We start from the raw sequence: 19,566 nt of genomic DNA, 5'->3' as shown, positions 1-19,566 counted from the left end.
GTCCCCGCGTTCCAGCGGGGACGGGGCCGGCCCGTCATCCGTTCGGGCCAACCCCGGCGTCGGAGTCGGCAGGCCCCCGCGACGGGTTCGAGCACCCGACGCCCGTCCTCGACGACCCCGGCGTCCGGCCCCGCCGCCAGCCCGGTCCGGACGGCCTGCGGCGAGCGGCGCAGCAGGGCCGCGGCCCGCAGCACGAAGTTCCGGTCGGGTGCTTCCAGTCGAATTTTACCGTTCCATCGAGCGGACCCCCGCTCATATGTGTACCCTGAGGCGCAAGGAACCCCACCCGGGATCCGCTCCACCAAGGCGCCACCGCGTCCGGAAAACCTTTTAATTTCCCTATCCGGCACGCGGTCGAGCCTGCCGGGTTACGCGACACAAGGGAGTGCGCGGTGACTGAGACGACCAAGACCAACCCGACCATGGAGCTCACCGGACGCGGGGCGACCAACCGGTCCGACGAACTCGGCAGCCTGGAGGTCTGGGCCCGATCCGCCCCCATCAGGCTGGCGGGCTACGAGGACGACCTGGCGGAGCCGCACATCCTGCCCGGCATCGACTAGGTCCGGACCCGACGGGGCCGGACCCGCCAGAGCCACCGGCCCCCGGCACGCCCCACGCCCCCGCACCCCAGGGTGACGGGGGCGCGGCACGACCGGCCGGACCCCGCCCGGAGTTCCCGTCCCGCCTTCGCCCTGAGCGTCATCGCTGTCGGCGATCACGGCTTTCGTTCCGCCTCCCGCCCGGACAGGCTGATCCGCATGAAGAAGCTGCTGATGCTGGGCGGAACCGAATTCGTCGGCCGCGCGATCACCGAGGACGCCCTGGAACGGGGCTGGGAGGTCACCGTCTTCCACCGGGGCCGGCACGCCCCGCCGGCCGGGGTCCGCGCGGTCCACGGCGACCGCACCGCGCCCGGGGGCCTCGACGCCCTCGCCGAGGGGACCTGGGACTTCGTCGTCGACACCTGGAGCGGCGCCCCCACCGCCGTACGCGACGCCGCCCGCCTGGTGGCCGGCCGCGCCGGACGGTACGTCTACGTCTCCAGCCGCTCCGTGTACGCCTACCCCGCCCCGCCCGGCCTCACCGAGGACGGCGCGCTGGTCGAGGGCTCGCCCGACGCCGAGGCAACCGCCTACGCCGAGGACAAGCGCGGCGGCGAGCTCGCGGCGCTGGCCGCCTTCGGCGACCGCGCCCTCCTCGTGCGCGCCGGCCTGATCCTCGGCCCGTACGAGAACGTCGGCCGGCTGCCCTGGTGGCTGAACCGGACCGCGCGCGGCGGCCCCACGCTCGCCCCCGGCCCCAGGGACCTGCCGATGCAGTACATCGACGTGCGCGACCTCGCGCACTGGGCCCTGGACGCGGCGGAGGCCGGGCTCGCCGGCCCGTACGACATCGTCTCCCCGGCCGGGCACGCCACCATGGGCTCCTTCCTCGAAGCCTGCGCGGCCGTCACCGGCGGCGCCGCCGAACTCCGCTGGACCGACCCGGAGGACATCGCCGGGGCGGGCGTCGAGCCCTGGACCGAGCTGCCCTGCTGGCTGCCCCCGGGCGAGCTGCACGACTACATGTTCCGCAGCGACGTCACCAAGGCCCTCTCCGGCGGCCTGACGTGCCGCCCGGTCGAGGAGACCGTCGCCGACACCTGGGCATGGCTGCGCTCCCTCGGCGGCGTGGCCCCGCAGCGCCCCGACCGGCCGAAGAAGGGCATCGACCCCGAGCGGGAGGCGGCGCTACTCGGGCTCGGCCGATGAGGCCTGCGCGAGCCGGGTCGGCGGCAGGTACTCGCGCAGCAGCCTGCGGTGCCACCAGGCGCCCGTCTCGCGCAACTCCCGCCAGGTGGTGAACCGGTAGCGGTACAGCCTGGCCCGCACGAAGCGCGGCGGGGCGTCCGGGAACGGGTTGTGGCGCAGCAGCCGCAGCGTGTCCCGGTCGCCCGCCAGCAGCCGCTCGACGAACGGACCGAACCAGTCGCGGGCATAGCCGGGGGAGAGCGCCGCGAACCACATCAGCCAGTCGAGACGGAGGTGGTACGGGGCGAACTGGCGCGGGATCCGGCGCAGATCGCCCGGCTTCCCCTTGAACCCGTACTCCCGCCAGTCGCCGTCCTCGTGCGGGGCGGCGTCCGAGGTCCCCTCGACCACGACCTCGTCGCGGATCCGGCCGACCGTGCCGAAGGCCCCGTAGGTGTTGACCAGGTGCAGGGAGTCGAAGGAGCGGTTCATCACCTGCCGCCGCGAGACCATGTTCAGCACCGGGTGCCGGCTCAGCACCAGCACCAGCACCGTCACCGCGCACACCAGCACCACGTACCAGACCGGCGCCCCGCTCGAGGCGGCCGCGGGCGGCGACCCGGCGAGCCCCGTGAAGTCCACGGCCGACAGCGCCACCGTGATCGTCAGCCAGTTCAGCCAGGCGAAGTTCCCCGAGACCACCAGCCACAGCTGGGTGGCCACGATGACCCCGGCGGCGTACGAGGCCACCGGCTGCGGGGTGAACAGCAGGACCGGGAGCACCAGTTGCGTGACGTGGTTCGCGGCGCACTCCGCCCGGTGCAGCGGCTTCGGCAGGTGGTGGAAGAACCAGCTCAGCGGCCCCGGCATCGGCTGGGTCTCGTGGTGGTAGTAGAGGCAGGTCAGCCGCCGCCAGCAGGCGTCGCCGCGCATCTTGATCAGACCGGCGCCGAACTCCACCCGGAACAGCACCCACCGCAGCAGCCACAGGACCAGCACCGGCGGGCCGGCCCGGGCGTTGCCGAGGAACACGGCCAGGAACCCGATCTCCAGCAGCAGCGACTCCCACCCGAACGAGTACCAGGTCTGGCCCACGTTGACGATCGACAGGTAGAGCAGCCACAGCACCGCCCACATCCCCATCGCCGCGCCCAGCGGCACCAGGTCCCCGGCCCCCGCCGCGAGCGCCGCCGACAGGGCCGCGCCGGCCCAGGCGCAGCCGGCGAAGAGCCCGTCGGAGTAGCGCAGTTGGAACAGGCTCGGGGCCTGCCGGAAGGGCACGTACCGCACGTAGCGCGGGACGGGCAGCATGCCGTGCGCCCCGATCAGCGCCCGGAACTGGAGGGCGGCCCCGACGAAGGCGAAGAGGTACACCCCGGCCAGGGCCCGCTGGAAGACCAGCCGGCCCAGCCAGTACCCGGGCGCCGTGAACCAGTCCATCGACTCCAGTATCAGCCGCCGGCGGCCAGCGCGCGCAGGTGACGGCCCAGGCTGTGGACGAAGGCCCGCTGGAGGAGGGGTACGAGGGGACCGGCGAGGCGGGTGTACCAGGCGGCGGGGCGGCTGAAGGCGGTGACCTCGAACCACACGGTGCCGTCCGCGGCCATTTCCACCAGGAAGGATTCCTCCCCGCTCGCGGGGTGCCCGGTGAGGGTGCCGTAGGTGAAGCCGGCCAGGCCGGGGGAGTCCTGGGTCCGGATCACCTCGCACGGCACGCTGATCCGCAGGGGGCCGGCGCCGATGCCGATCTCCACCCGCGCCCCGGGGACGGCAGGCCCGTCCGCCCGGACGGTCGCCCCGGCCGCCCGGTGCATCCGGAAGCTGAGGACCGCCGCGCCGGCCGCCTCGAAGACCTCCCGGCCGTGCCCGATACGGGTGCGGTGGTGCAGGTGGCGGTATCCGTCGGGCAGCGGCCGCCGGAGGGTGGCGCCGCGTTCGGGGTAGGTGAGGACGCTCAGGCCGGTGCTGATGAGGCGGGTCACGGGAGTCTCCGTTCGGGGGAGGTCAGGGGGTGACGGTCAGAGGCAGGGGGCTGGGGTCACGGGTGCCGGGGTTCCCGTCCGCGGGGTCCCGGCCGGCGGTCAGCCGCCGCCAGGCCAGCAGCGAGCAGAGGGCGAATCCGAGCGCGTTGCCGAGGCCGTGGGTGGCGGCCATCCAGGTCAGGGTCGGGTGGACGATCCCGGTGGCCTCTCCGGCCGCCCACCACAGGGCCAGCAGCATCGTGGCCACCAGCACCGCGGCCGAGGTCCCGAGCAGCGTGCCCGTGACCCGGTCGCGGGCGGCGGGCCGCAGCTCGCGCCAGGTCACCAGCGCCACCGTCCACATCCCCGCGGTCAGCACGACCGCGCCCAGCAGCTCGGCCCAGTCGTCCACGAAGTACCCGAGCAGCACGAGCAGGGTCCCCGCCGGCACACTGTAGGCCGCCCCGCGCGCCAGGTACCCCGGCGCCGACCGGCACACCAGTCCGGCGACGAGCGCGGCCGTGAACCCGGCGAAATGGAAGTGCGGCACGGTCAGGGCCAGGACGTCCAGGTCGAAGCCGAAGAGCCGGTACCCGGCCCGCTCGGCGACCAGGGCGGCCGCGGAGACGGAGGGCGAGGCCAGGGCGGTCAGCACCGCCACCTCGGCCGCGGGGAACGGGACCCCCGAGGACCGCGCCCGGGTAAGGCCGCGCCACAGCCGGGCCCCGCCCGCGCCCAGCAGGGCCAGGGCGGCGGCCGCGTAGAGGCAGGCGAGCGCGGTCGCGGCGCCGCCGCGCGGCAGCCACAGGCACAGCGCGCCGGGGGCGGCCGCCAGGGGCCACGCCCGGGCCGCCCGGCGCAGGCCGGCCGGATCGATCAGGCGCAGGCCGGCCGGGACGGCGTAGAGCATCCCCAGGGCGACGATCAGGTTCACGAGCACGGTCACGACCCACTCCTCTGAACATGTTCAATTCCTAGGTGTCACTCTAAGGGCATCGTTGAACGCGTTCAATACGCATCTGCCGGAACTCCGGTTGCGGCCCGGGGAAGGATGCGGCAGACAAGAGAGCAGCAACCGGGGCGAAAAGGGAGATCCAGCGTGAACAACGTGAATGACGTGCCCGCACCGACACCCCGTCAGGCGCCGCGCCGTCATGTACCGGCCGGTGCCGCCCTCTTGGCCCTCCTCGGGCTGATCGCCGCGGGCTGCGGCGCCCAGGAGCCCGAGCAGACCAAGGGCGCGACGGCCGAGAGCCAGGAGCTCACCCTCCAGCCCGTGGGCACCGCCGGGCCCGACCCCTTCACCGCCTCCACCGCAACGGCCGAGTCGGCCCCCGTCCAGCCGCCGCTGCCGAACCCGACCGGCCAGGGCATCCGCACGGTCGGCGCCGCCACCCCCGGCCTGTACGGCGGAACGAACCGGCTCGGCAGCTGCGACGTCGAGCGCCAGGTGGCCCACCTCACCGCCGACGACGCCAAGGCCCGCGCCTTCGCCCAGGCCACCGGGGTCGAGCAGGAGAAGATCCCCGAATTCCTGCGGGCCCTCACCCCCGTGGTCCTGCGCGCCGACACCCGCATCACCAGCCACGGCTTCCGCGACGGCCGCGCCGACGGCTACCAGGCCGTCCTCCAGGCCGGAACGGCCGTCCTCGTGGACGACCACGGCATGCCCAGGGTCCGCTGCGGCTGCGGCAACCCGCTGGGCGCGCCGCGCTCCGCCAAGGGGAGCCCGGTGCTCAAGGGGGAGCAGTGGAACGGCTACCGGCCCAACCAGGTCATCGTCGTCGAGCCCACCATCCAGCCGATCAAGAAGCTGGTCATCGTCAACGTGGCCGACAACACCTGGATCGAGCGGAAGGCGGGTGACGACGGCGCCCAGGACAAGGCGCCGAAGGTGCGGCCCCCCTACGACCCGGCCGACGGCATCCCGAACGGCCCGCCGACCCCGCCGGACGACCCCTCCGACCCCTGCGCCACCGAGTCGAACAGCCTGGCCCGTACGGTCCCGCCGACGACCCCCTCGACGCCGCCGGCCGGCCCGCCCCCGGACCAGCCCCCGCAGGCCGGCCCCGGCAACCTCCCGGAGACGGCCCCGCCGCTGGACCTCCCGGAGACGGCCCCGCCCCTGGACGTGCCCGGCCAGCCCGGCCCGCAGGGCGCGCCCGCCGAGACGGCCCCGCCGGCGAACCTGCCGGAGACGGCCCCTCCGCTGGACGTGCCCGGGCAGCCCGGCCCCCACGGCGCGCCTGCCGAGACGGCCCCGCCGGCGAACCTCCCGGAGACGGCCCCGCCCCTGAACCTGCCGGAGACGGCCCCGCCCCTGAACCTGCCGGAGACGGCCCCGCCCCTGAACCTGCCGGAGACGGCCCCGTCGCTGAACCTCCCGGAGACGGCCCCGCCGCTGGACGTACCGCCCGCCGCCGGGGCGCCGGGAGCGCCGGCGCCGGGGCAGGCCGGGCCCCTGGACGAGCAGCTGCCCATTCCGGCGGAGGCCGGCCCCGTGGCACCGCCGCCCGCCGCGGGCCCCCCGGGACCGCCGCCCGCCACCGGTCCCACGCCCGCCCCCTGCCCGTCCGACGGCGGCACCGGCGCCACCCCCGGCAGGCCGACCTCCCCGCAGGAGCCGCCCGCCACCCCGCCCCGGGACCTCCCGGGCGGCACCACCCCCGACCAGCCCCCCGCCACCCCCTCCGACCCGTTCTCGGACGTCCCGGCCGCGCCCGTCGTACCCGTCCCGGCCGAGCCGGGCCTGACCCCGGACCCGGAGGACGTGCCGACCCCCGGCCCGGCCGCGCCCTCCGACCCGTTCGGTTCCCCTGACCAGCACCAGGGCACGGACCAGGGCACCGACCAGCCCGCCTACCTGGAGAGCGCCTGACCCTCCGCTGTGTCATGGTGGATCGGTGCCGAGCACCGTATCGCTGCCGGAGGACTGGCCCGCACACCCGGACCGGTCCCTGTCACTGAACCGGATGGGCAGTTTCGACTGGGACCTGGTCGCCGGGCTCATGCACCTGGACGCGGCGGCCCTCGACGTCTTCGACACGTCCCCCGAGGAGTACGACGGGCGGCCGGAGTCGCTGAACCGGCGCGTCCCGCCCGCCGAGGCGGCCCGGCTGGACGCGCTGGTCTCCAGCGCCCTCAAGAGCGGCTCCGACAGCTACGGCGCGTACTTCCGCATCCGCTGCCACGACGGGCGGATGCGCTGGACCCACACCCAGGGCCGCGTCATGCGGGACACCGACGGCCGCCCGTTCCGGATCATCGGCATCGTCCGCGACGCCACCGAAGAGCTCAGCCACTCCGCCGAACGCCTCGGCCTGGACGAGGAGCGCCGCCGCCAGACCTCCGTCGTCGAGTCCACCACCGCCGCGCTCGCCCACGCCCGTACCGTCAAGGACGTCATCGACGTCATAGGCGACGCCCACGGGCTGGAGCGGCTCGGCTCGATGGGCATGGTGATGGGCCTGGTCGAGGCGGGCCGGATCCACCTGGTGGCCGAAGGCCCGGAGGGCAGTTTCGTCCCCGGTACGCGCTACACGCGCGTCGACGAGCAGTACCCGATGAGCGAGGTCGTCCGCTCGCTCCAGCCCAGGTTCCTGGAGTCGGCCGAGGAGTTCGCCGAGGGGTACCCCGAGCTCTGGTCGAAGATCTCGTACATGCGGATCTCGGCCGCCGCGTACCTGCCGCTGATCGCGCAGGCGCGTCCGATCGGCGCCCTCGGCCTGCTGTACGAGGACAAGGAGGGTTTCACCCAGGAGGAACGGAACCTGCTGGTCGCCCTCGGCAGCAGCATCGCGCAGAGCCTCCAGCGGGCGATGCTCCTGGAGCAGGAGCACGACCTCGCCGAGGGTCTCCAGCAGGCCATGCTGCCCCGCCGGATACCGGCCGTCCCCGGCGCCCGGATCGCGGTCCGCTACCGGTCCGCGCGGATGGGGCAGGACATCGGCGGTGACTGGTACGACGTCATCCCGCTGCCGGGCGGCCGCGTCGGCGCCGTCATCGGGGACGTCCAGGGCCACGACACGCACGCGGCGGCCGTGATGGGACAGCTGCGCATCGTGCTGCGCGCGTACGCCGCCGAGGGGCACTCCCCGGGCACGGTGATGGCCCGGGCCTCGGTCTTCCTGCACGAACTGGACACCGACCGCTTCGCGACCTGCACGTACGTCGAGGCCGACCTGTCCACCGGGGTGCTCCAGATGGTGCGCGCCGGCCATATCGACCCGCTGCTGCGGGCCCGGGACGGGAAGTGCCGGAGGCTGCCGGTGGAGGGCGGGATGCCGCTGGGGCTGTCGGCGGAGTTCGGCCGGCTGGAGTATCCCGTGACGACGGTGGAACTGGATCCGGGGGAAACGCTGCTGCTGTGCACCGACGGCCTGGTGGAGCAGCCCGGAACCGATCTGGACGACGGCATCCGGGTGCTGACCGGGCTGGTCGCCGAGGGCCCGGGCGACCCCCAGCTGCTCGCGGACCGGCTGTGCGAGGTCGCGGACGAGCGGGGCGGGGACGACGACATGGCCCTGCTGTTGCTGCACCGCGAGGGCGCCGAGGCGGAACGGGCCGGCGGCGGCCGGCTGCAACAGCACGTGGCCCCGGGCGACCCCGAGGCCCTCGTCGCGGCCCGGCACATGATCGGCGCGGCGGTGCGGGCGTGGGGCGCGCGGAGCCGGGCGGACGAGATCGAACTGGTGGCGGACGAACTGATCGTGAACGCCCTGATGCACACGGACGGCCCGGCCATCGTGACGCTCCGCGTCCTGAGCGGGCCGCAGCGGAGACTGAGGGTGGAGGTGGAGGACCGCTCCAGCGCCCTTCCGCGCCGACGGGACGCGGGGGAGGCGGGGGTGTCGGGAAGGGGGCTGATGCTGGTGGACCGGCTGGCGGACGTGTGGGGGGTGGAACCGAGGGGGAGCGGGAAGTGCGTGTGGTGCGAGTTCGTGATGTCGTGACCCCGGCGGGGGCCGTTTCCAGCCCCGCCCGGTCGCGCGGCGGAGGCGGCCGGGGCACGCTGGGAGGATGCCGGAGTTGCCGGAGGTCGAGGCGCTGAGGGAGTTCCTCGACACCCACCTCGCCGGGCGGCTGGTCGAACGCGTCCTCCCGCTCGCCGTCAGCGTGCTCAAGACGTACGACCCCCCGCTCACCGCCCTGGAGGGGCAGCCGGCCGGCCCCGTCGCCCGCCACGGCAAGTTCCTCGACCTGAGCATCGGCGACCTCCACCTCGTCACCCACCTCGCCCGCGCCGGCTGGCTCCGCTGGCAGGAGACCCTCCCCGCGCAGCCCCCGCGCCCCGGCAAGGGCCCGCTCGCGCTGCGCCTCGTACTCGACGGCGGCGGCGACGGCTTCGACCTCACCGAGGCGGGCACGCAGAAGCGCCTCGCGGTGTACGTCGTGCGCGACCCCCTGGAGGTCCCCGGCATCGCCCGGCTCGGCCCCGACCCGCTCGCCCCCGGCTTCGACCGCGACGCGTTCGCCGCGCTGCTCGCCGGCGAACGGCGGCAGATCAAGGGGGTGTTGCGCGACCAGGGCGTGGTCGCCGGGATCGGCAACGCCTACAGCGACGAGATCCTGCACGCCGCCCGCGTCTCGCCCTTCAAACTGGCCTCCGCCTTCGACGAGGAGCAGGTCACCCACCTCTACGAGGCCGTGCGCGAGACCCTGCGCACCGCCGTCGAACGGGCCCACGGGCTGGCCGCCGGGCAGCTGAAGGCCGAGAAGAAGAGCGGGCTGCGCGTCCACGGCCGGGACGGGGAGCCCTGTCCGGTGTGCGGGGACACCGTCCGCTCGGTGTCGTTTGCCGACTCCTCGCTCCAGTACTGCCCCACCTGCCAGACCGGCGGCAAACCGCTCGCCGACCGCAGGCTGTCCCGCCTCCTCAAGTAGCGGTGCGCTGCGTAGACTCCGGCACCATGTCCGAGCAGCAGCAGCCACCGCCCCGTCGGGAGGTCGTCACCGGAGTTCCGCGCGGCACCCGCCGCAGGCCGCCCGCGCACACCCCGGCCCGCTCGGAGATCTCCGAGCAGACCACCCTCGGCGCCACCTACGTACGCGCCCTGATGCGCAGCCAGCTGCGCGCCGGGCTGGGCGCCCTGGCGGTACTGGGCCTGCTGCTCGGGCTGCTGCCGCTGGGCTTCCTGCTGCCCCGGGCGGCCACGGGCCCGCTGGTGTGGGTCGCGCTCGGACTGGTGGCCTACCCGGCGATGTGGCTGATCGCCCGCTGGTACGTGAGGCGGGCCGAGCGCAACGAGGCGGACTTCACCGGGCTGGTGACCGACCCGGCCGAGCCGGCGGGTTAGCCCGCGTCGTTACGGGTCGGGACCGCCTCAGAACAGGTGCATCGCCAAGTGGCCCAGCGGGAGGCCCAGTTGCCAGGCCGGGGTCCAGACGCGGGCGTTCTCGTCGAGGCCGGGCGGGGGGCCGTCCTGGACGGGGTGGTCCGGGTCGAGGTGGGTCGCGAACAGTTCGGTGTGGTCCAGCCAGCGCCAGGCCGCGCGGGCCAGTTCCAGGTCCGGGTCCTCGCCGCCGCGCTCGCGGGCCTCCTCGCCCAGGGTGAGGAAGCGGGTCTCGACCCAGTCGCGCCAGGGGTGCCCGTACGCCGTCAGGGACAGCCACTCGTCGAGCTGCGAGACCACCCGGATCCCGGAGAGCTCGCCGGCCGCGTCCGAAAGGTAGATCGTCAGCGCGAGCGTGTCACGCCCGGCACGGAACTCCAGGGTGCTGACCGGGATCAGCCGGCCCGTGCGCAGCAGCTCGTCCGCGATGTACTCCGCGTAGAGCCACGCCATGGGCACTGCCAGTCCGCCGTCACTGGTGCCGTTCAAACCCTCGGGCTGCACCGTTCCACCTTCTCCCGCGCGTCGAGCTTTCCGTCGCCCCCGAGCCTTCACCGGCGGGCTCGCGGAACGGGGGATGTTTACTCAACTTGAACGGACTGATGCCGATTTCGGCGTGGTTTGTGTCCGGTTCGTGCGCCTGAGGGGCGTTCCTTGAGTGCTTCTCCACCGGGGCCGGGGCGTGCGTCCGGCCCCCGCCCCCGGTTCAGGCTCCGAGTCCGTACCCCTGGAGCCCCTTCCGCAGGGCGCGCAGGGCGTAGTACGTGCGCGACTTGACCGTGCCGGCCGGAATGCCCAGCTCCGCCGCGGCCTCGGCCACCGAGCGGTCCTGGAAGTAGACCTGCATCAGCACGTCGCGGTGCTCCGGCCCCAGGCTGCCGACCGCCCGCCGGACGTCGATCGCGGTGACGGACCCGGCCACCGCGTCCTCCGGCGCGGGCGCCTGCTCCAGGCCGTCGGGGTCCACCTCCTGGGGGCGTGACATCCGGGCCCGGCGGGCGTCGATCGCGAGCCGCCGGGCCACGGTGAACAGCCAGGGCCGCATGGACTCGTGCCCGGTCGCCAGCACCTCCGGGTGCTGCCAGACCCGGACGAGGGTCTCCTGCACGAGGTCCTCGGCGCGCTGCGCGTCCCCTGCCGTGAGGCCGAGCAGGAAGCCGAACAGGGCCCGCCCGTGCTCGCGCTGGAGTGCGGCGAGCGCCTCGGGTTCCGTGCGCTGGAGGGTGGGGGAGGGCGGCACGTCAGTGGCTCCTTCCGGATCCGCGGGGCGGGCGAGCGGTCTTCGGTGGCGGGTGTCTTCGTGATCCTGTCCCCAGCCTCACCTGCGGGGAGCCGCCCGGGAACCGTCCTGCGCCGCCGTTGCGCCCAAGCACCCGGGTGGTCCGCTGGGCGGCCGCGCCGGACGACGAACGGTTGAACGGCACGGCGAACGGCCGGGGCCATCGGGGTGAGGCGCGGCTGGGCGGACGGCACTGTTCCTTGACTTGGGACGTCCCCTCTTATGGATTCGTAGGGAGTACGGATAATCCGATAATCCGCACAAGGAGAGCTGGGTTAGATGACCAAGCGCACCCGGCGGGCCCTCGCCCTGCTGTCGGCCGCCCTGCTGTCCGCCACCGCGGCCGGCTGCTCCACCGGCGGCCGCCCCGCCCCCGCCCGGCTCGGCTCCAGCGCCGCCGGCGCCCCCGCCGGAACGGCCGGATCCGCGACCCCCGCCGCCCCCTCCGCCAAGGGCTTCACCCTGGTCGCGAGCGGCGACGTGCTCCCGCACACCTCGATCATCCGGCGGGCGGCGGCCGACGCCGACGGCGAGGGGTACGACTTCCGGCCCATGTTCGCCGCGGTCAAACCGGTCGTCTCGGCCGCCGACCTGGCCCTGTGCCACATGGAGACCATCTACGGCGACGACGACGGCCCCTTCAGCGGCTACCCCGCCTTCGTCTCCCCGCCCACCGTCGCCGACGCACTCAAGGACGCCGGGTACGACGGCTGCTCCACCGCCTCCAACCACACCCTGGACGACGGCGCCGAAGGCCTGAAACGCACCCTCGACCGCTTCGACAAGGTCGGCCTCGGCCACGCCGGCTCCGCCCGCACGGCCGCCGAGGCGGCCCGCACCACCTTCTACACGGCCGGCTCCGCCAAGGTCGCCCACCTCGCCTACACCTACGACACCAACGGCTACCCGATGCCCGACGGCCAGCCGTGGGCGGTCAACCTGATGCGGCAGGACAAGATCGTCGCGGACGCCCGGGCGGCCCGCAGGGCCGGCGCGGACGTGGTCCTCGTCAGCCTCCACTGGGGCACCGAATGGCAGACCGAACCCGACGAGACCCAGCTGACGCTCGGCAAGGCCCTCACCGCCTCGCAGACCGGCGGCCGGCCCGACGTCGACATGATCCTGGGCACGCACGCGCACATCCCGCAGGCCTACGAGAAGGTCAACGGCACGTGGATCGTCTACGGGATGGGCGACCAGGTCGCCGGCGAAATGTTCAACTACACCGGCGCCCGGGACATGCGCGGCAACTACGGCTCCATCGGCCGCTTCACCTTCGCCCCGCCCGCCGCCCCCGGACAGCGCTGGCAGGTCACCAAGGCCGAGTTCGTCCCGCAGATGATGGACCTGTCCACCGGCAGGATCGTCAACCTCCCCGCCGCCCTCGCCCAGGACCCCGGCAACGAGGAGTACGAGACCGCCCAGGACGCCGTCACCGAGGCCGTCCTCAGCCGCGACGCCGCCAAGGACGGCCTCACCCGCGCCCGGTAGCACCGCTCAGGGCACCACGGTGACTTCAGCTCGTCCGCCGAGGCCATCCGGTTCGACGCGCGCCGCGGCGCGGCCCTCCCTACAGTGCATGGCATGAGTGCCACGCTGGAGCAGACCCGCAGTACCCGCGGCAGCTTCCTGAACCGGGTGCCGGACGCCTTCGGGGCGTTCTTCGGAACGCTCGGGCTGCTGTGCACGCTGCTGGCCCTCTCCCCGGTGGTGCGGGGCCTGCTGCGGCCCGTGGTGCGCTTCCTCGACGACTTCGTGGTGCCGGTCAGCGAAAACCTCGCGTACGCCGTCTTCCTCTTCCTGCTCGCCGCCGCGCTCGGCATCCGCAAGAAGATCGCCTGGTGGATCGTCGTCACCTATCTGGCCCTGCTGATCCTCGTCGACATGCTGATCATCGCGGACGGGGACCTCTGGGTCGGCGGCCTGTCCATGGCCCTCGCCGTGGCCGCCCTCGTCGTGCTGATCGCTGCCCGCCAGGAGTTCTACGCCGCCTCCCGCCCCGGTGCCGTCTGGCGCGCCATGCTCGTGCTGGGCCTCGGGCTGCTCGCCGCCGTTTTCCTCGGCTGGGCCCTCGTCGCCCTGTTCCCCGGCACCCTGCCCAAAGGCCAGTGGCTGGACTGGGCCGCCAAGCAGGTCTTCGGCGGGCTCTTCTCCGCCCGGCAGTTCGACGGCCGCCCGCCCCGCGCCGTCTCCTTCTTCCTCGGCCTCTTCGGCGCCCTCGCCCTGCTGAACGCCGCCTCCACCCTCTTCCGCTCCCAGCGGCTGACCGCCGCCCTGCACGGCGACGAGGAACCCCGCATCCGCGCCCTCCTCGGCGCCTACGGCCGGTCCGACTCCCTCGGCTACTTCGCCACCCGGCGCGACAAGGCCGTGGTCTTCGCCCCGAACGGCAAGGCCGCCGTCACCTACCGCGTCGAGGCCGGGGTCTGCCTGGCCAGCGGCGACCCGGTGGGCGACCCCGCCGCCTGGTCCCCCGCCATCGACGCCTGGCTGGCCGTGGCCCGCCGCTACGGCTGGCAGCCCGCCGTCATGGGCGCCTCCGAGGACGGCGCGACCGCCTACGCCCGCTCCGGGCTCAGCGCCCTCCAGCTCGGCGACGAGGCCATCCTGCACGTCGCCCACTTCGACCTCGACGGCCGCGACATGCGGGTCACCCGGCAGGCCGTCAACCGCGTGAAACGCGCCGGGGCCACCACCGTGATCCGCCGCCACTCGGCCCTGACCGACGAGGAGATGCGCACCATCGTCGACCGGGCCGACCGCTGGCGCGACACCGAGACCGAACGCGGCTTCTCCATGGCCCTGGACCGGCTCGGCGACCCCGCCGACGGGGACTGCCTGCTCGTCGAGGCCTTCGACGCCCGGGGCGAGCTGATCGCCCTGCTGTCCTTCGTCCCCTGGGGCAAGGACGGCATCTCCCTCGACCTGATGCGCCGCGACCGCTCCGCCCCCAACGGGGTCATGGAGTTCATGGTGGCCCAGCTCTGCGCGGCCGCCCCCGGCCTCGGCGTGCGCCGGATCTCCCTCAACTTCGCCGTGTTCCGCTCCGCCTTCGAGGAGGGCGGCCGGATCGGCGCCGGCCCCGTCCTCAAGCTGTGGCGCCGGCTCCTGCTGTTCTTCTCCCGCTGGTGGCAGCTGGAGGCGCTGTACCGCTCCAACGTCAAGTACGGGCCCGAGTGGTACCCCCGCTTCCTCTGCTACCAGGACGCCGGCTCGCTCGCCCGGGTCAGCCTCGCCTCCGGCATCGCCGAGGGCTTCGTCTCCGTGCCCAGCCTGCGCAAGCTGTGGGGCAATGGCCACCCCAGGGGCCTCACCGCCCCCGTCACCACCGCCGGGCTGCCCTCCATCGACTCCCTGGGCCTGGACCTCGTGGGCGAGGAGGGGGAGCGCGCGCCCGCCGACCGGCTGCCCGAGCAGGTCAGGGTCCGCCACGCCAAGATGGAACGGATCCGGGCCGCAGGCACCGACCCCTACCCCGTCGGGATCAGGCAGCGCACCCACACCGCCGCCCAGCTGAAGGCCGCCCACCCCGGCCCGCTCGCCCCCGGCACCCGCACCGGCGAGCCCGTCGTCCTCGCCGGCCGGGTGATGGTCGTACGCGACCTCGGCGGCGTGGTCTTCGCCGTCCTGCGCGACTGGACCGGCGACGCCCAGCTGATGTTCACCCGCGACGAGTCGGGGCCGGACGCGCTGGACTCCTTCACCTCCCAGGTCGACTTCGGAGACCACGTCGTGGCCGGCGGGACCGCCGCCGCCAGCCGCAGCGGCGAACCCTCCGTCCTCGTCGACTCCTGGCAGCTCACCGGCAAATGCCTGCGCCCCCTGCCCGACAAACGCAAGGGCCTGGCCGACCCGGAGGCCCGGGTCCGGCGCCGCTACCTCGACCTGGTCGCCAGCCCCGACGCGCGGGACGTCGTACGGGCCCGCTCCACGGCGGTGCAGGCGCTGCGCCAGGGCCTCCTGGACCGCGGCTACCTGGAGGTCGAGACCCCGATGCTCCAGCAGATCCACGGCGGGGCCAACGCCCGTCCCTTCCGTACCCACATCAACGCCTACGACCTCGACCTGTACCTGCGCATCGCCCCCGAGCTCTACCTCAAGCGGCTGTGCGTCGGCGGCATGGAGAAGGTCTTCGAGATGGGCCGCACCTTCCGCAACGAGGGCGTCTCCTACAAGCACAACCCCGAGTTCACGATGCTGGAGGCCTACCAGGCCTTCGCCGACTACGACGTGATGCTCGACCTCACCCGCGAGCTGATCCAGGGCGCCGCCACCGCCGCCTTCGGCTCGCCCATCGCCCACAAGGCGGGCCCCGACGGCAAGCTCGTCGTCCACGACATCTCCGGGCCCTGGCCCGTCAAGACCATGTACGGGGCCATCAGCGAGGCGCTCGGCGAGGAGGTCGACGCGGACACCGAGGAACGCGTCCTGCGCGTCCTGTGCGACCGGGCGGGCGTCCCGCACGGACCGGAGGACACCCGGGGCGACGTCGTCCTGGAGATGTACGAGCGGCTGGTGGAGGAGCGGACGAAACTCCCCACCTTCTACAAGGACTTCCCGACCGACGTGTCCCCGCTCACCCGCCAGCACCGCCTGGACCCCCGGCTCGCCGAACGCTGGGACCTGGTGGCCTTCGGCACCGAACTCGGCACCGCCTACTCGGAGCTCACCGACCCCGTGGAACAGCGCCGGCGGCTCACCGCCCAGTCCCTGCTGGCGGTGGGCGGCGACCCGGAGGCGATGGAACTCGACAACGAATTCCTCGACGCCCTGGAGTACGCCATGCCGCCCACCGGCGGACTGGGCATCGGGGTCGACCGGCTGGTCATGTTCCTCACGGGTCTGACGATCCGCGAGACGCTGCCGTTCCCGCTGGTGCGCCAGAGCTGACGGCGGGGCGGCTGGTCCGGGCGAGTGAGGGGAACGAGGCGCGTCCGCGCCTCTCGACATCTGCGGCGATGTCGTTGATACGTAGTAATAATGACAAATGACGAGCCGACAGTAGGGCGACGCGTGCTCCTGCGCACCGCCGTCTTCCTCGGAATCGCCGCCGCCTCCTCCGGCCTGCTCGGCGGGGGAGAGGGCGACTCGCCGGCCGGAGCCCCGGGGCCCTCCGCCGGCGGTGCCCCGCCGCCCGCCGCCGGACCGGGCGCCGGGGCCGCCGGAGCCCCGGGCCTGCGCCCCGAAGGGCTGCCCGACGCGTCCTACCGGCTGCGGCCGATGACGGCCGAGGCTCCCGCCCAGCCGCCCGCGGTGAGGCCCGCCGTCCGCACCCGGCCCCTCCTGGAACTGCCGCAGGGGGCCGCCGCGGGCAAGGCCATGACGCTCACCTTCGACGACGGCCCCGACCCCCGCTACACCCCGGCCATCCTGGACACCCTCGGCCGGTACGGGGTCCGCGCGATGTTCTTCGTCTGCGGGGAGATGGCCACCGACCACCGCGACCTGCTGCGCCGGATGGCCGCCGAGGGGCACGTCATCGGCAACCACACCTGGACGCACCCGCTCATCCCCAAGCTCGGCCGGTCCGCCCTGGAAGCGGAGATCGGGCGCACGAGCGAGGTGGTCGAGCAGACCGTCGGCCGGCCCCCGCTGTGGTTCCGGGCCCCCTACGGGGCGTGGAACCGGGCCGCCTTCGAGATCGGGGCCGACCTGGGGATGGAACCCCTCGCCTGGACCGTGGACACCCTCGACTGGACGGAGCCGGGGACCGCCGTCATCGTCTCCCGGGTCCTGGACGGGGCCGGCCCGGGCGTGATCACGCTGAACCACGACGCCGGCGGCAACCGGTCGCAGAGCGTCCGGGCGCTGGAGGTCTACCTGCCCCAGCTGCTGGCCCGCGGCTACCGGATGACCCTCCCCGTGCTGCCGCCGCACTGACGCGCCGCGAGTCGTGCGCTGCCTGCGGGCCGCTGTACGGGGGCGGCGGCCCGCAGGGAGTGAAACGTTTGTTCAGCGGGCCTCCACCATCCGGGCGAACACGACCACGTTGCCGTCGTAGCCCTTGGCCTTCGAGTAGCCGCCGCCACAGGTGATCACCCGCAGCTCCGGGTGCCCGGTGTCCCCGTACACCCGCGCGCCGGGGAAGGCGTCCTTCGCGAACACCTCCACCCCGTACACCTCGAACACCGCCGTCCGGCCGTCGTAGCGCTCCACCTCGATGCGCTGGCCCGGCTTGAGCGAGCCCAGGCCGTAGAAGACCGCCGGGCCCTGCGCGTTGTCCACGTGGCCCACGATCACCGCCGACCCCTGCTGGCCCGGTGAGATGCCGTTGAGGTACCAGCCCGCCAGGTTGCGGTCCTGCGGCGGCGGGGCGTCGATCCAGCCCTGCGCGTCCAGGCCGACCGTCATCACCGGCGCGTCCACGTTGATCGTCGGAATCCGGATGCGCTGCACCGACGAGTGGTCCAGCACCTCCATGTCCGCGGGCGGCGTGGGCGCGTTGGCCGGCTGCCGGTCGGCCCGCGTGGCCACGGCCGCCGCGGCGGTGGGCTGCGGCGGCCCGTCCGCCACGTCCGCCCCGTTCCGCATCATGGCGAGGCCGCTGAGCAGTGCCAGTGCGAGCACGCCCCAAGGGGAGCGTCTCCTCGGCCGCTGCTCGGTTTCGTCCTCGAGCATGGCTCTCCCTTCCCGACGCGGGGGTCCCGACCCGCGTTCCAGTCCCTCCCCTGTACGCCCTTCTTCCCGCACGCTAAGGCGGGAAGGGCGGGACGGCGATCGGGGAGGGGCGAACGGGTGGTGCGCCCGGAAGGGGTGCGGCCATCCAGGTAATCATCACATAAATGCCTGACGGCTCGTGACCTGCGGATCCGTCAGATACGCCGGGCGCGCTTCGGCGTGTCGCTCAACCGGGCGGCCCAAGGGCTGAAATGCGCTGGTTGCGTGCCACCGGGAGGGTTCGTGATGGGAGGCGTTCTCGTCGATCTGCCCGGGCCACCGCTCCGGGGCGCTCCCGCTGGAGGTTCCACCATGCGTGCTTTCCGCGCTCTCACCGTGACCGCGGCCGCCTGCGCCGCGCTCGGGCTCGGTGCCCCGTTCGCCACCGCGAACAACCCGAACAGCGGCAACGGGCCGAGCAACGTCACGGTCAACCCCTACTCCGTGCACCAGGGCGCCTCGATGCAGGTCAGCGCGGCCGGCTGCGGCCACGGCGGCACGGTCTGGTCGCACGGCAACTTCCCTCAGACCAACCTGTCGGCCGGCTCCATCGGCTTCGCGACCGTCCGGATCTTCAACCACGCCTCGCCCGGCCACCACACCCTGTCGGTCAAGTGCCACGACAACAGCCTCGTCGCCACGCACCGCTTCACGATCCTGGCCGGCAACGGTGCCCAGGGCGGCCTCGGCGGCTCCTTCGGTCCGTCCACCGTCGAGACGGCCATCGGAGCGGGTCTGGTCGGCGCCGCGGCGCTCGGCGCCGGCGTGCACGTGGTGCGCCGCCGCCGTCCGGCCGCCGCCCGCTCCTGACGCGCCCCGCGGGTGCACGGCACACCGCCCCCGGGCCCGGCCGCGTCGGCGGGGGGCCCGGGCGGAGTCAGTGCCCGCGGGCCGCGCGGCGGCGGCGCAGGGCGTACGCCGTACCGCCTGCGGCGGCGATGAACAGGGCGGCTCCGGCGGCGAGTTCGCCCGGGTGGGCCCCGGCCACGCTGCCGCCGAGCCCGCCGCGCACGCCGAGCGTGGCGGTGGTCGTGCGGGGGGCGGGGGTCGTGCGTGCCGGCGGTGTGGTGCGCGCGGGCGGTGTGGTGCGGGCCGGCGGGGTGAGGGGCGGCGGCCGCAGGCCCGTGCCGGAGGTGGCGGTCGGGGAGGGGGTGCGCCGGGTGCCGGTGGTGGAACTGGTGCTGGGCGTCGTCGTGCCGCCGGCGATGGTGAGGTCGGCGGAGCCGTTCTCGCCGTTGCAGGTGAAGGTGACGGAGTACAGGGCGCCGGGCCGGGCGTCGCGGTCGACCTTCACCTTGACGGTTTTGCCGCGCTCGATGGTCACCGTGTCGAAGACCCCGGAGGAGGCGGTGGCGAAGGCGGCGTCGCACTTGCTCACGGAGAGGGTGACCGTGCCGCCCGGGGCGACCGTGGAGGGGGTGACGGCGAAGGCGAAGGAAGTGGCGGGGGCCGCCTCGGCCGCGAGGGCGACGGGCGCGCCGAAGGCGCCGAGCGTGAGGGCGAGGCCCGTGGCGCCGGCGCTCAGCAGGGCGGTGGCGGAGTTGCGTATCGCACCCATGGTGGCGTTCCTCCGGTCCCGAGGCACGGTCGCGCAGCGTCTCCGC

Annotated in this window: 18 protein-coding genes; 10 read left to right on the top strand and 8 right to left on the bottom strand. The window is 74.1% G+C overall.

The window, feature by feature from the left end; genetic code table 11:
* On the bottom strand, positions 1-194 hold a 194-nt coding region (locus tag AB0F18_RS24775; protein WP_362064186.1), incomplete at its 3' end, for a hypothetical protein.
* 198 nt (positions 195-392) lie between these two features.
* Between AB0F18_RS24775 and AB0F18_RS24770 the strand changes: the two genes are divergently transcribed.
* Both AB0F18_RS24770 and AB0F18_RS24765 read left to right on the top strand, forming a co-directional pair.
* Positions 393-563 (top strand): hypothetical protein, encoded by a 171-nt coding sequence (locus AB0F18_RS24770; protein WP_362064196.1) that lies wholly within the window; start codon positions 393-395, stop codon positions 561-563.
* 198 nt (positions 564-761) lie between these two features.
* Positions 762-1,754 (top strand): NAD-dependent epimerase/dehydratase family protein, encoded by a 993-nt coding sequence (locus tag AB0F18_RS24765; RefSeq protein ID WP_362064184.1) that lies wholly within the window; start codon positions 762-764, stop codon positions 1,752-1,754.
* Here AB0F18_RS24765 and AB0F18_RS24760 read toward each other — a convergent pair.
* From AB0F18_RS24760 to AB0F18_RS24750, 3 genes are read right to left on the bottom strand one after another with little or no spacing between them, the layout of a single operon-like run.
* Entirely contained in the window at positions 1,734-3,173 is a 1,440-nt protein-coding gene (locus tag AB0F18_RS24760) for a lipase maturation factor family protein (protein WP_362064182.1), read from the bottom strand. The genes AB0F18_RS24765 and AB0F18_RS24760 overlap by 21 nt on opposite strands.
* Positions 3,174-3,184: 11 nt before the next feature.
* On the bottom strand, positions 3,185-3,691 hold the full coding sequence (locus AB0F18_RS24755) for a DUF1990 domain-containing protein (RefSeq protein ID WP_362064194.1): 507 nt from the start codon (positions 3,689-3,691) through the stop codon (positions 3,185-3,187).
* Between the two features lie 46 nt (positions 3,692-3,737).
* A complete protein-coding gene (locus AB0F18_RS24750) occupies positions 3,738-4,640 on the bottom strand; it encodes a YndJ family protein (protein ID WP_362064180.1) in 903 nt (300 codons plus the stop codon).
* 153 nt (positions 4,641-4,793) lie between these two features.
* On the opposite strand from AB0F18_RS24750, the gene AB0F18_RS24745 reads away from it, so the two are divergent.
* From AB0F18_RS24745 to AB0F18_RS24730, 4 genes are all read left to right on the top strand, one after another.
* On the top strand, positions 4,794-6,572 hold the full coding sequence (locus AB0F18_RS24745; RefSeq protein WP_362064178.1) for a DUF6777 domain-containing protein: 1,779 nt from the start codon (positions 4,794-4,796) through the stop codon (positions 6,570-6,572).
* A gap of 25 nt (positions 6,573-6,597) precedes the next feature.
* Positions 6,598-8,646, top strand: a complete 2,049-nt coding sequence (locus tag AB0F18_RS24740; RefSeq protein WP_362064176.1) for a SpoIIE family protein phosphatase — start codon at positions 6,598-6,600, stop codon at positions 8,644-8,646.
* 67 nt (positions 8,647-8,713) lie between these two features.
* Positions 8,714-9,577 (top strand): DNA-formamidopyrimidine glycosylase family protein, encoded by an 864-nt coding sequence (locus AB0F18_RS24735; protein ID WP_362064174.1) that lies wholly within the window; start codon positions 8,714-8,716, stop codon positions 9,575-9,577.
* Positions 9,578-9,603: 26 nt separating this feature from the next.
* Positions 9,604-9,990, top strand: coding sequence for a hypothetical protein (locus AB0F18_RS24730; RefSeq protein WP_362064172.1), 387 nt, complete (start codon positions 9,604-9,606; stop codon positions 9,988-9,990).
* 27 nt (positions 9,991-10,017) lie between these two features.
* Here AB0F18_RS24730 and AB0F18_RS24725 read toward each other — a convergent pair whose 3' ends face one another.
* A complete protein-coding gene (locus AB0F18_RS24725) occupies positions 10,018-10,479 on the bottom strand; it encodes a hypothetical protein (protein WP_362064192.1) in 462 nt (153 codons plus the stop codon).
* Between the two features lie 253 nt (positions 10,480-10,732).
* On the bottom strand, positions 10,733-11,266 hold the full coding sequence (locus AB0F18_RS24720) for a sigma-70 family RNA polymerase sigma factor (protein WP_362064170.1): 534 nt from the start codon (positions 11,264-11,266) through the stop codon (positions 10,733-10,735).
* A 318-nt stretch (positions 11,267-11,584) separates the two neighbouring features.
* Between AB0F18_RS24720 and AB0F18_RS24715 the strand changes: the two genes are divergently transcribed.
* The 3 genes from AB0F18_RS24715 to AB0F18_RS24705 all read left to right on the top strand — a co-directional run bounded on the left by AB0F18_RS24715 (position 11,585) and on the right by AB0F18_RS24705 (position 17,185).
* The gene (locus AB0F18_RS24715) at positions 11,585-12,796 is read left to right on the top strand and encodes a CapA family protein (protein ID WP_362064168.1); all 1,212 of its coding nucleotides are present in this window, start codon (positions 11,585-11,587) and stop codon (positions 12,794-12,796) included.
* Between the two features lie 93 nt (positions 12,797-12,889).
* Positions 12,890-16,195: a bifunctional lysylphosphatidylglycerol synthetase/lysine--tRNA ligase LysX gene (lysX, locus tag AB0F18_RS24710; protein WP_362064166.1), complete on the top strand. Its 3,306-nt coding sequence runs from the start codon at positions 12,890-12,892 to the stop codon at positions 16,193-16,195.
* Positions 16,196-16,285: 90 nt separating this feature from the next.
* Positions 16,286-17,185: a polysaccharide deacetylase family protein gene (locus AB0F18_RS24705; protein WP_362064164.1), complete on the top strand. Its 900-nt coding sequence runs from the start codon at positions 16,286-16,288 to the stop codon at positions 17,183-17,185.
* Positions 17,186-17,257: 72 nt separating this feature from the next.
* On the opposite strand, the gene AB0F18_RS24700 is transcribed toward AB0F18_RS24705, so the two are convergent.
* A complete protein-coding gene (locus AB0F18_RS24700; RefSeq protein WP_362064162.1) occupies positions 17,258-17,923 on the bottom strand; it encodes a class F sortase in 666 nt (221 codons plus the stop codon).
* Positions 17,924-18,274: 351 nt separating this feature from the next.
* Here AB0F18_RS24700 and AB0F18_RS24695 point away from each other — a divergent pair, with 351 nt between their 5' ends.
* Positions 18,275-18,772: a hypothetical protein gene (locus AB0F18_RS24695; RefSeq protein WP_362064160.1), complete on the top strand. Its 498-nt coding sequence runs from the start codon at positions 18,275-18,277 to the stop codon at positions 18,770-18,772.
* Between the two features lie 67 nt (positions 18,773-18,839).
* Here AB0F18_RS24695 and AB0F18_RS24690 read toward each other — a convergent pair whose 3' ends face one another.
* Complete coding sequence (locus tag AB0F18_RS24690; RefSeq protein WP_362064158.1) at positions 18,840-19,520, bottom strand: hypothetical protein; 681 nt, start codon at positions 19,518-19,520, stop codon at positions 18,840-18,842.
* Positions 19,521-19,566 lie beyond the last annotated feature (46 nt).

Origin of the sequence: Streptomyces sp. NPDC029216 (assembly GCF_040648015.1) — a bacterium.
Taxonomy (GTDB): domain Bacteria; phylum Actinomycetota; class Actinomycetes; order Streptomycetales; family Streptomycetaceae; genus Streptomyces.
This window is presented reverse-complemented; position numbering and strand designations above follow the sequence as displayed.

Excerpts from the sequence above, each read along its gene's own strand:
- AB0F18_RS24690 (WP_362064158.1), bottom strand. The coding sequence starts at position 19,520 with ATGGGTGCGATACGCAACTCCGCCACCGCCCTGCTGAGCGCCGGCGCC.
- AB0F18_RS24705 (WP_362064164.1), top strand. The coding sequence starts at position 16,286 with ATGACAAATGACGAGCCGACAGTAGGGCGACGCGTGCTCCTGCGCACC.
- AB0F18_RS24715 (WP_362064168.1), top strand. The coding sequence starts at position 11,585 with ATGACCAAGCGCACCCGGCGGGCCCTCGCCCTGCTGTCGGCCGCCCTG.
- AB0F18_RS24760 (WP_362064182.1), bottom strand. The coding sequence starts at position 3,173 with ATGGACTGGTTCACGGCGCCCGGGTACTGGCTGGGCCGGCTGGTCTTC.
- AB0F18_RS24700 (WP_362064162.1), bottom strand. The coding sequence starts at position 17,923 with ATGCTCGAGGACGAAACCGAGCAGCGGCCGAGGAGACGCTCCCCTTGG.
- AB0F18_RS24765 (WP_362064184.1), top strand. The coding sequence starts at position 762 with ATGAAGAAGCTGCTGATGCTGGGCGGAACCGAATTCGTCGGCCGCGCG.
- AB0F18_RS24735 (WP_362064174.1), top strand. The coding sequence starts at position 8,714 with ATGCCGGAGTTGCCGGAGGTCGAGGCGCTGAGGGAGTTCCTCGACACC.
- AB0F18_RS24695 (WP_362064160.1), top strand. The coding sequence starts at position 18,275 with ATGCGTGCTTTCCGCGCTCTCACCGTGACCGCGGCCGCCTGCGCCGCG.
- AB0F18_RS24730 (WP_362064172.1), top strand. The coding sequence starts at position 9,604 with ATGTCCGAGCAGCAGCAGCCACCGCCCCGTCGGGAGGTCGTCACCGGA.
- AB0F18_RS24725 (WP_362064192.1), bottom strand. The coding sequence starts at position 10,479 with ATGGCGTGGCTCTACGCGGAGTACATCGCGGACGAGCTGCTGCGCACG.
- lysX (WP_362064166.1), top strand. The coding sequence starts at position 12,890 with ATGAGTGCCACGCTGGAGCAGACCCGCAGTACCCGCGGCAGCTTCCTG.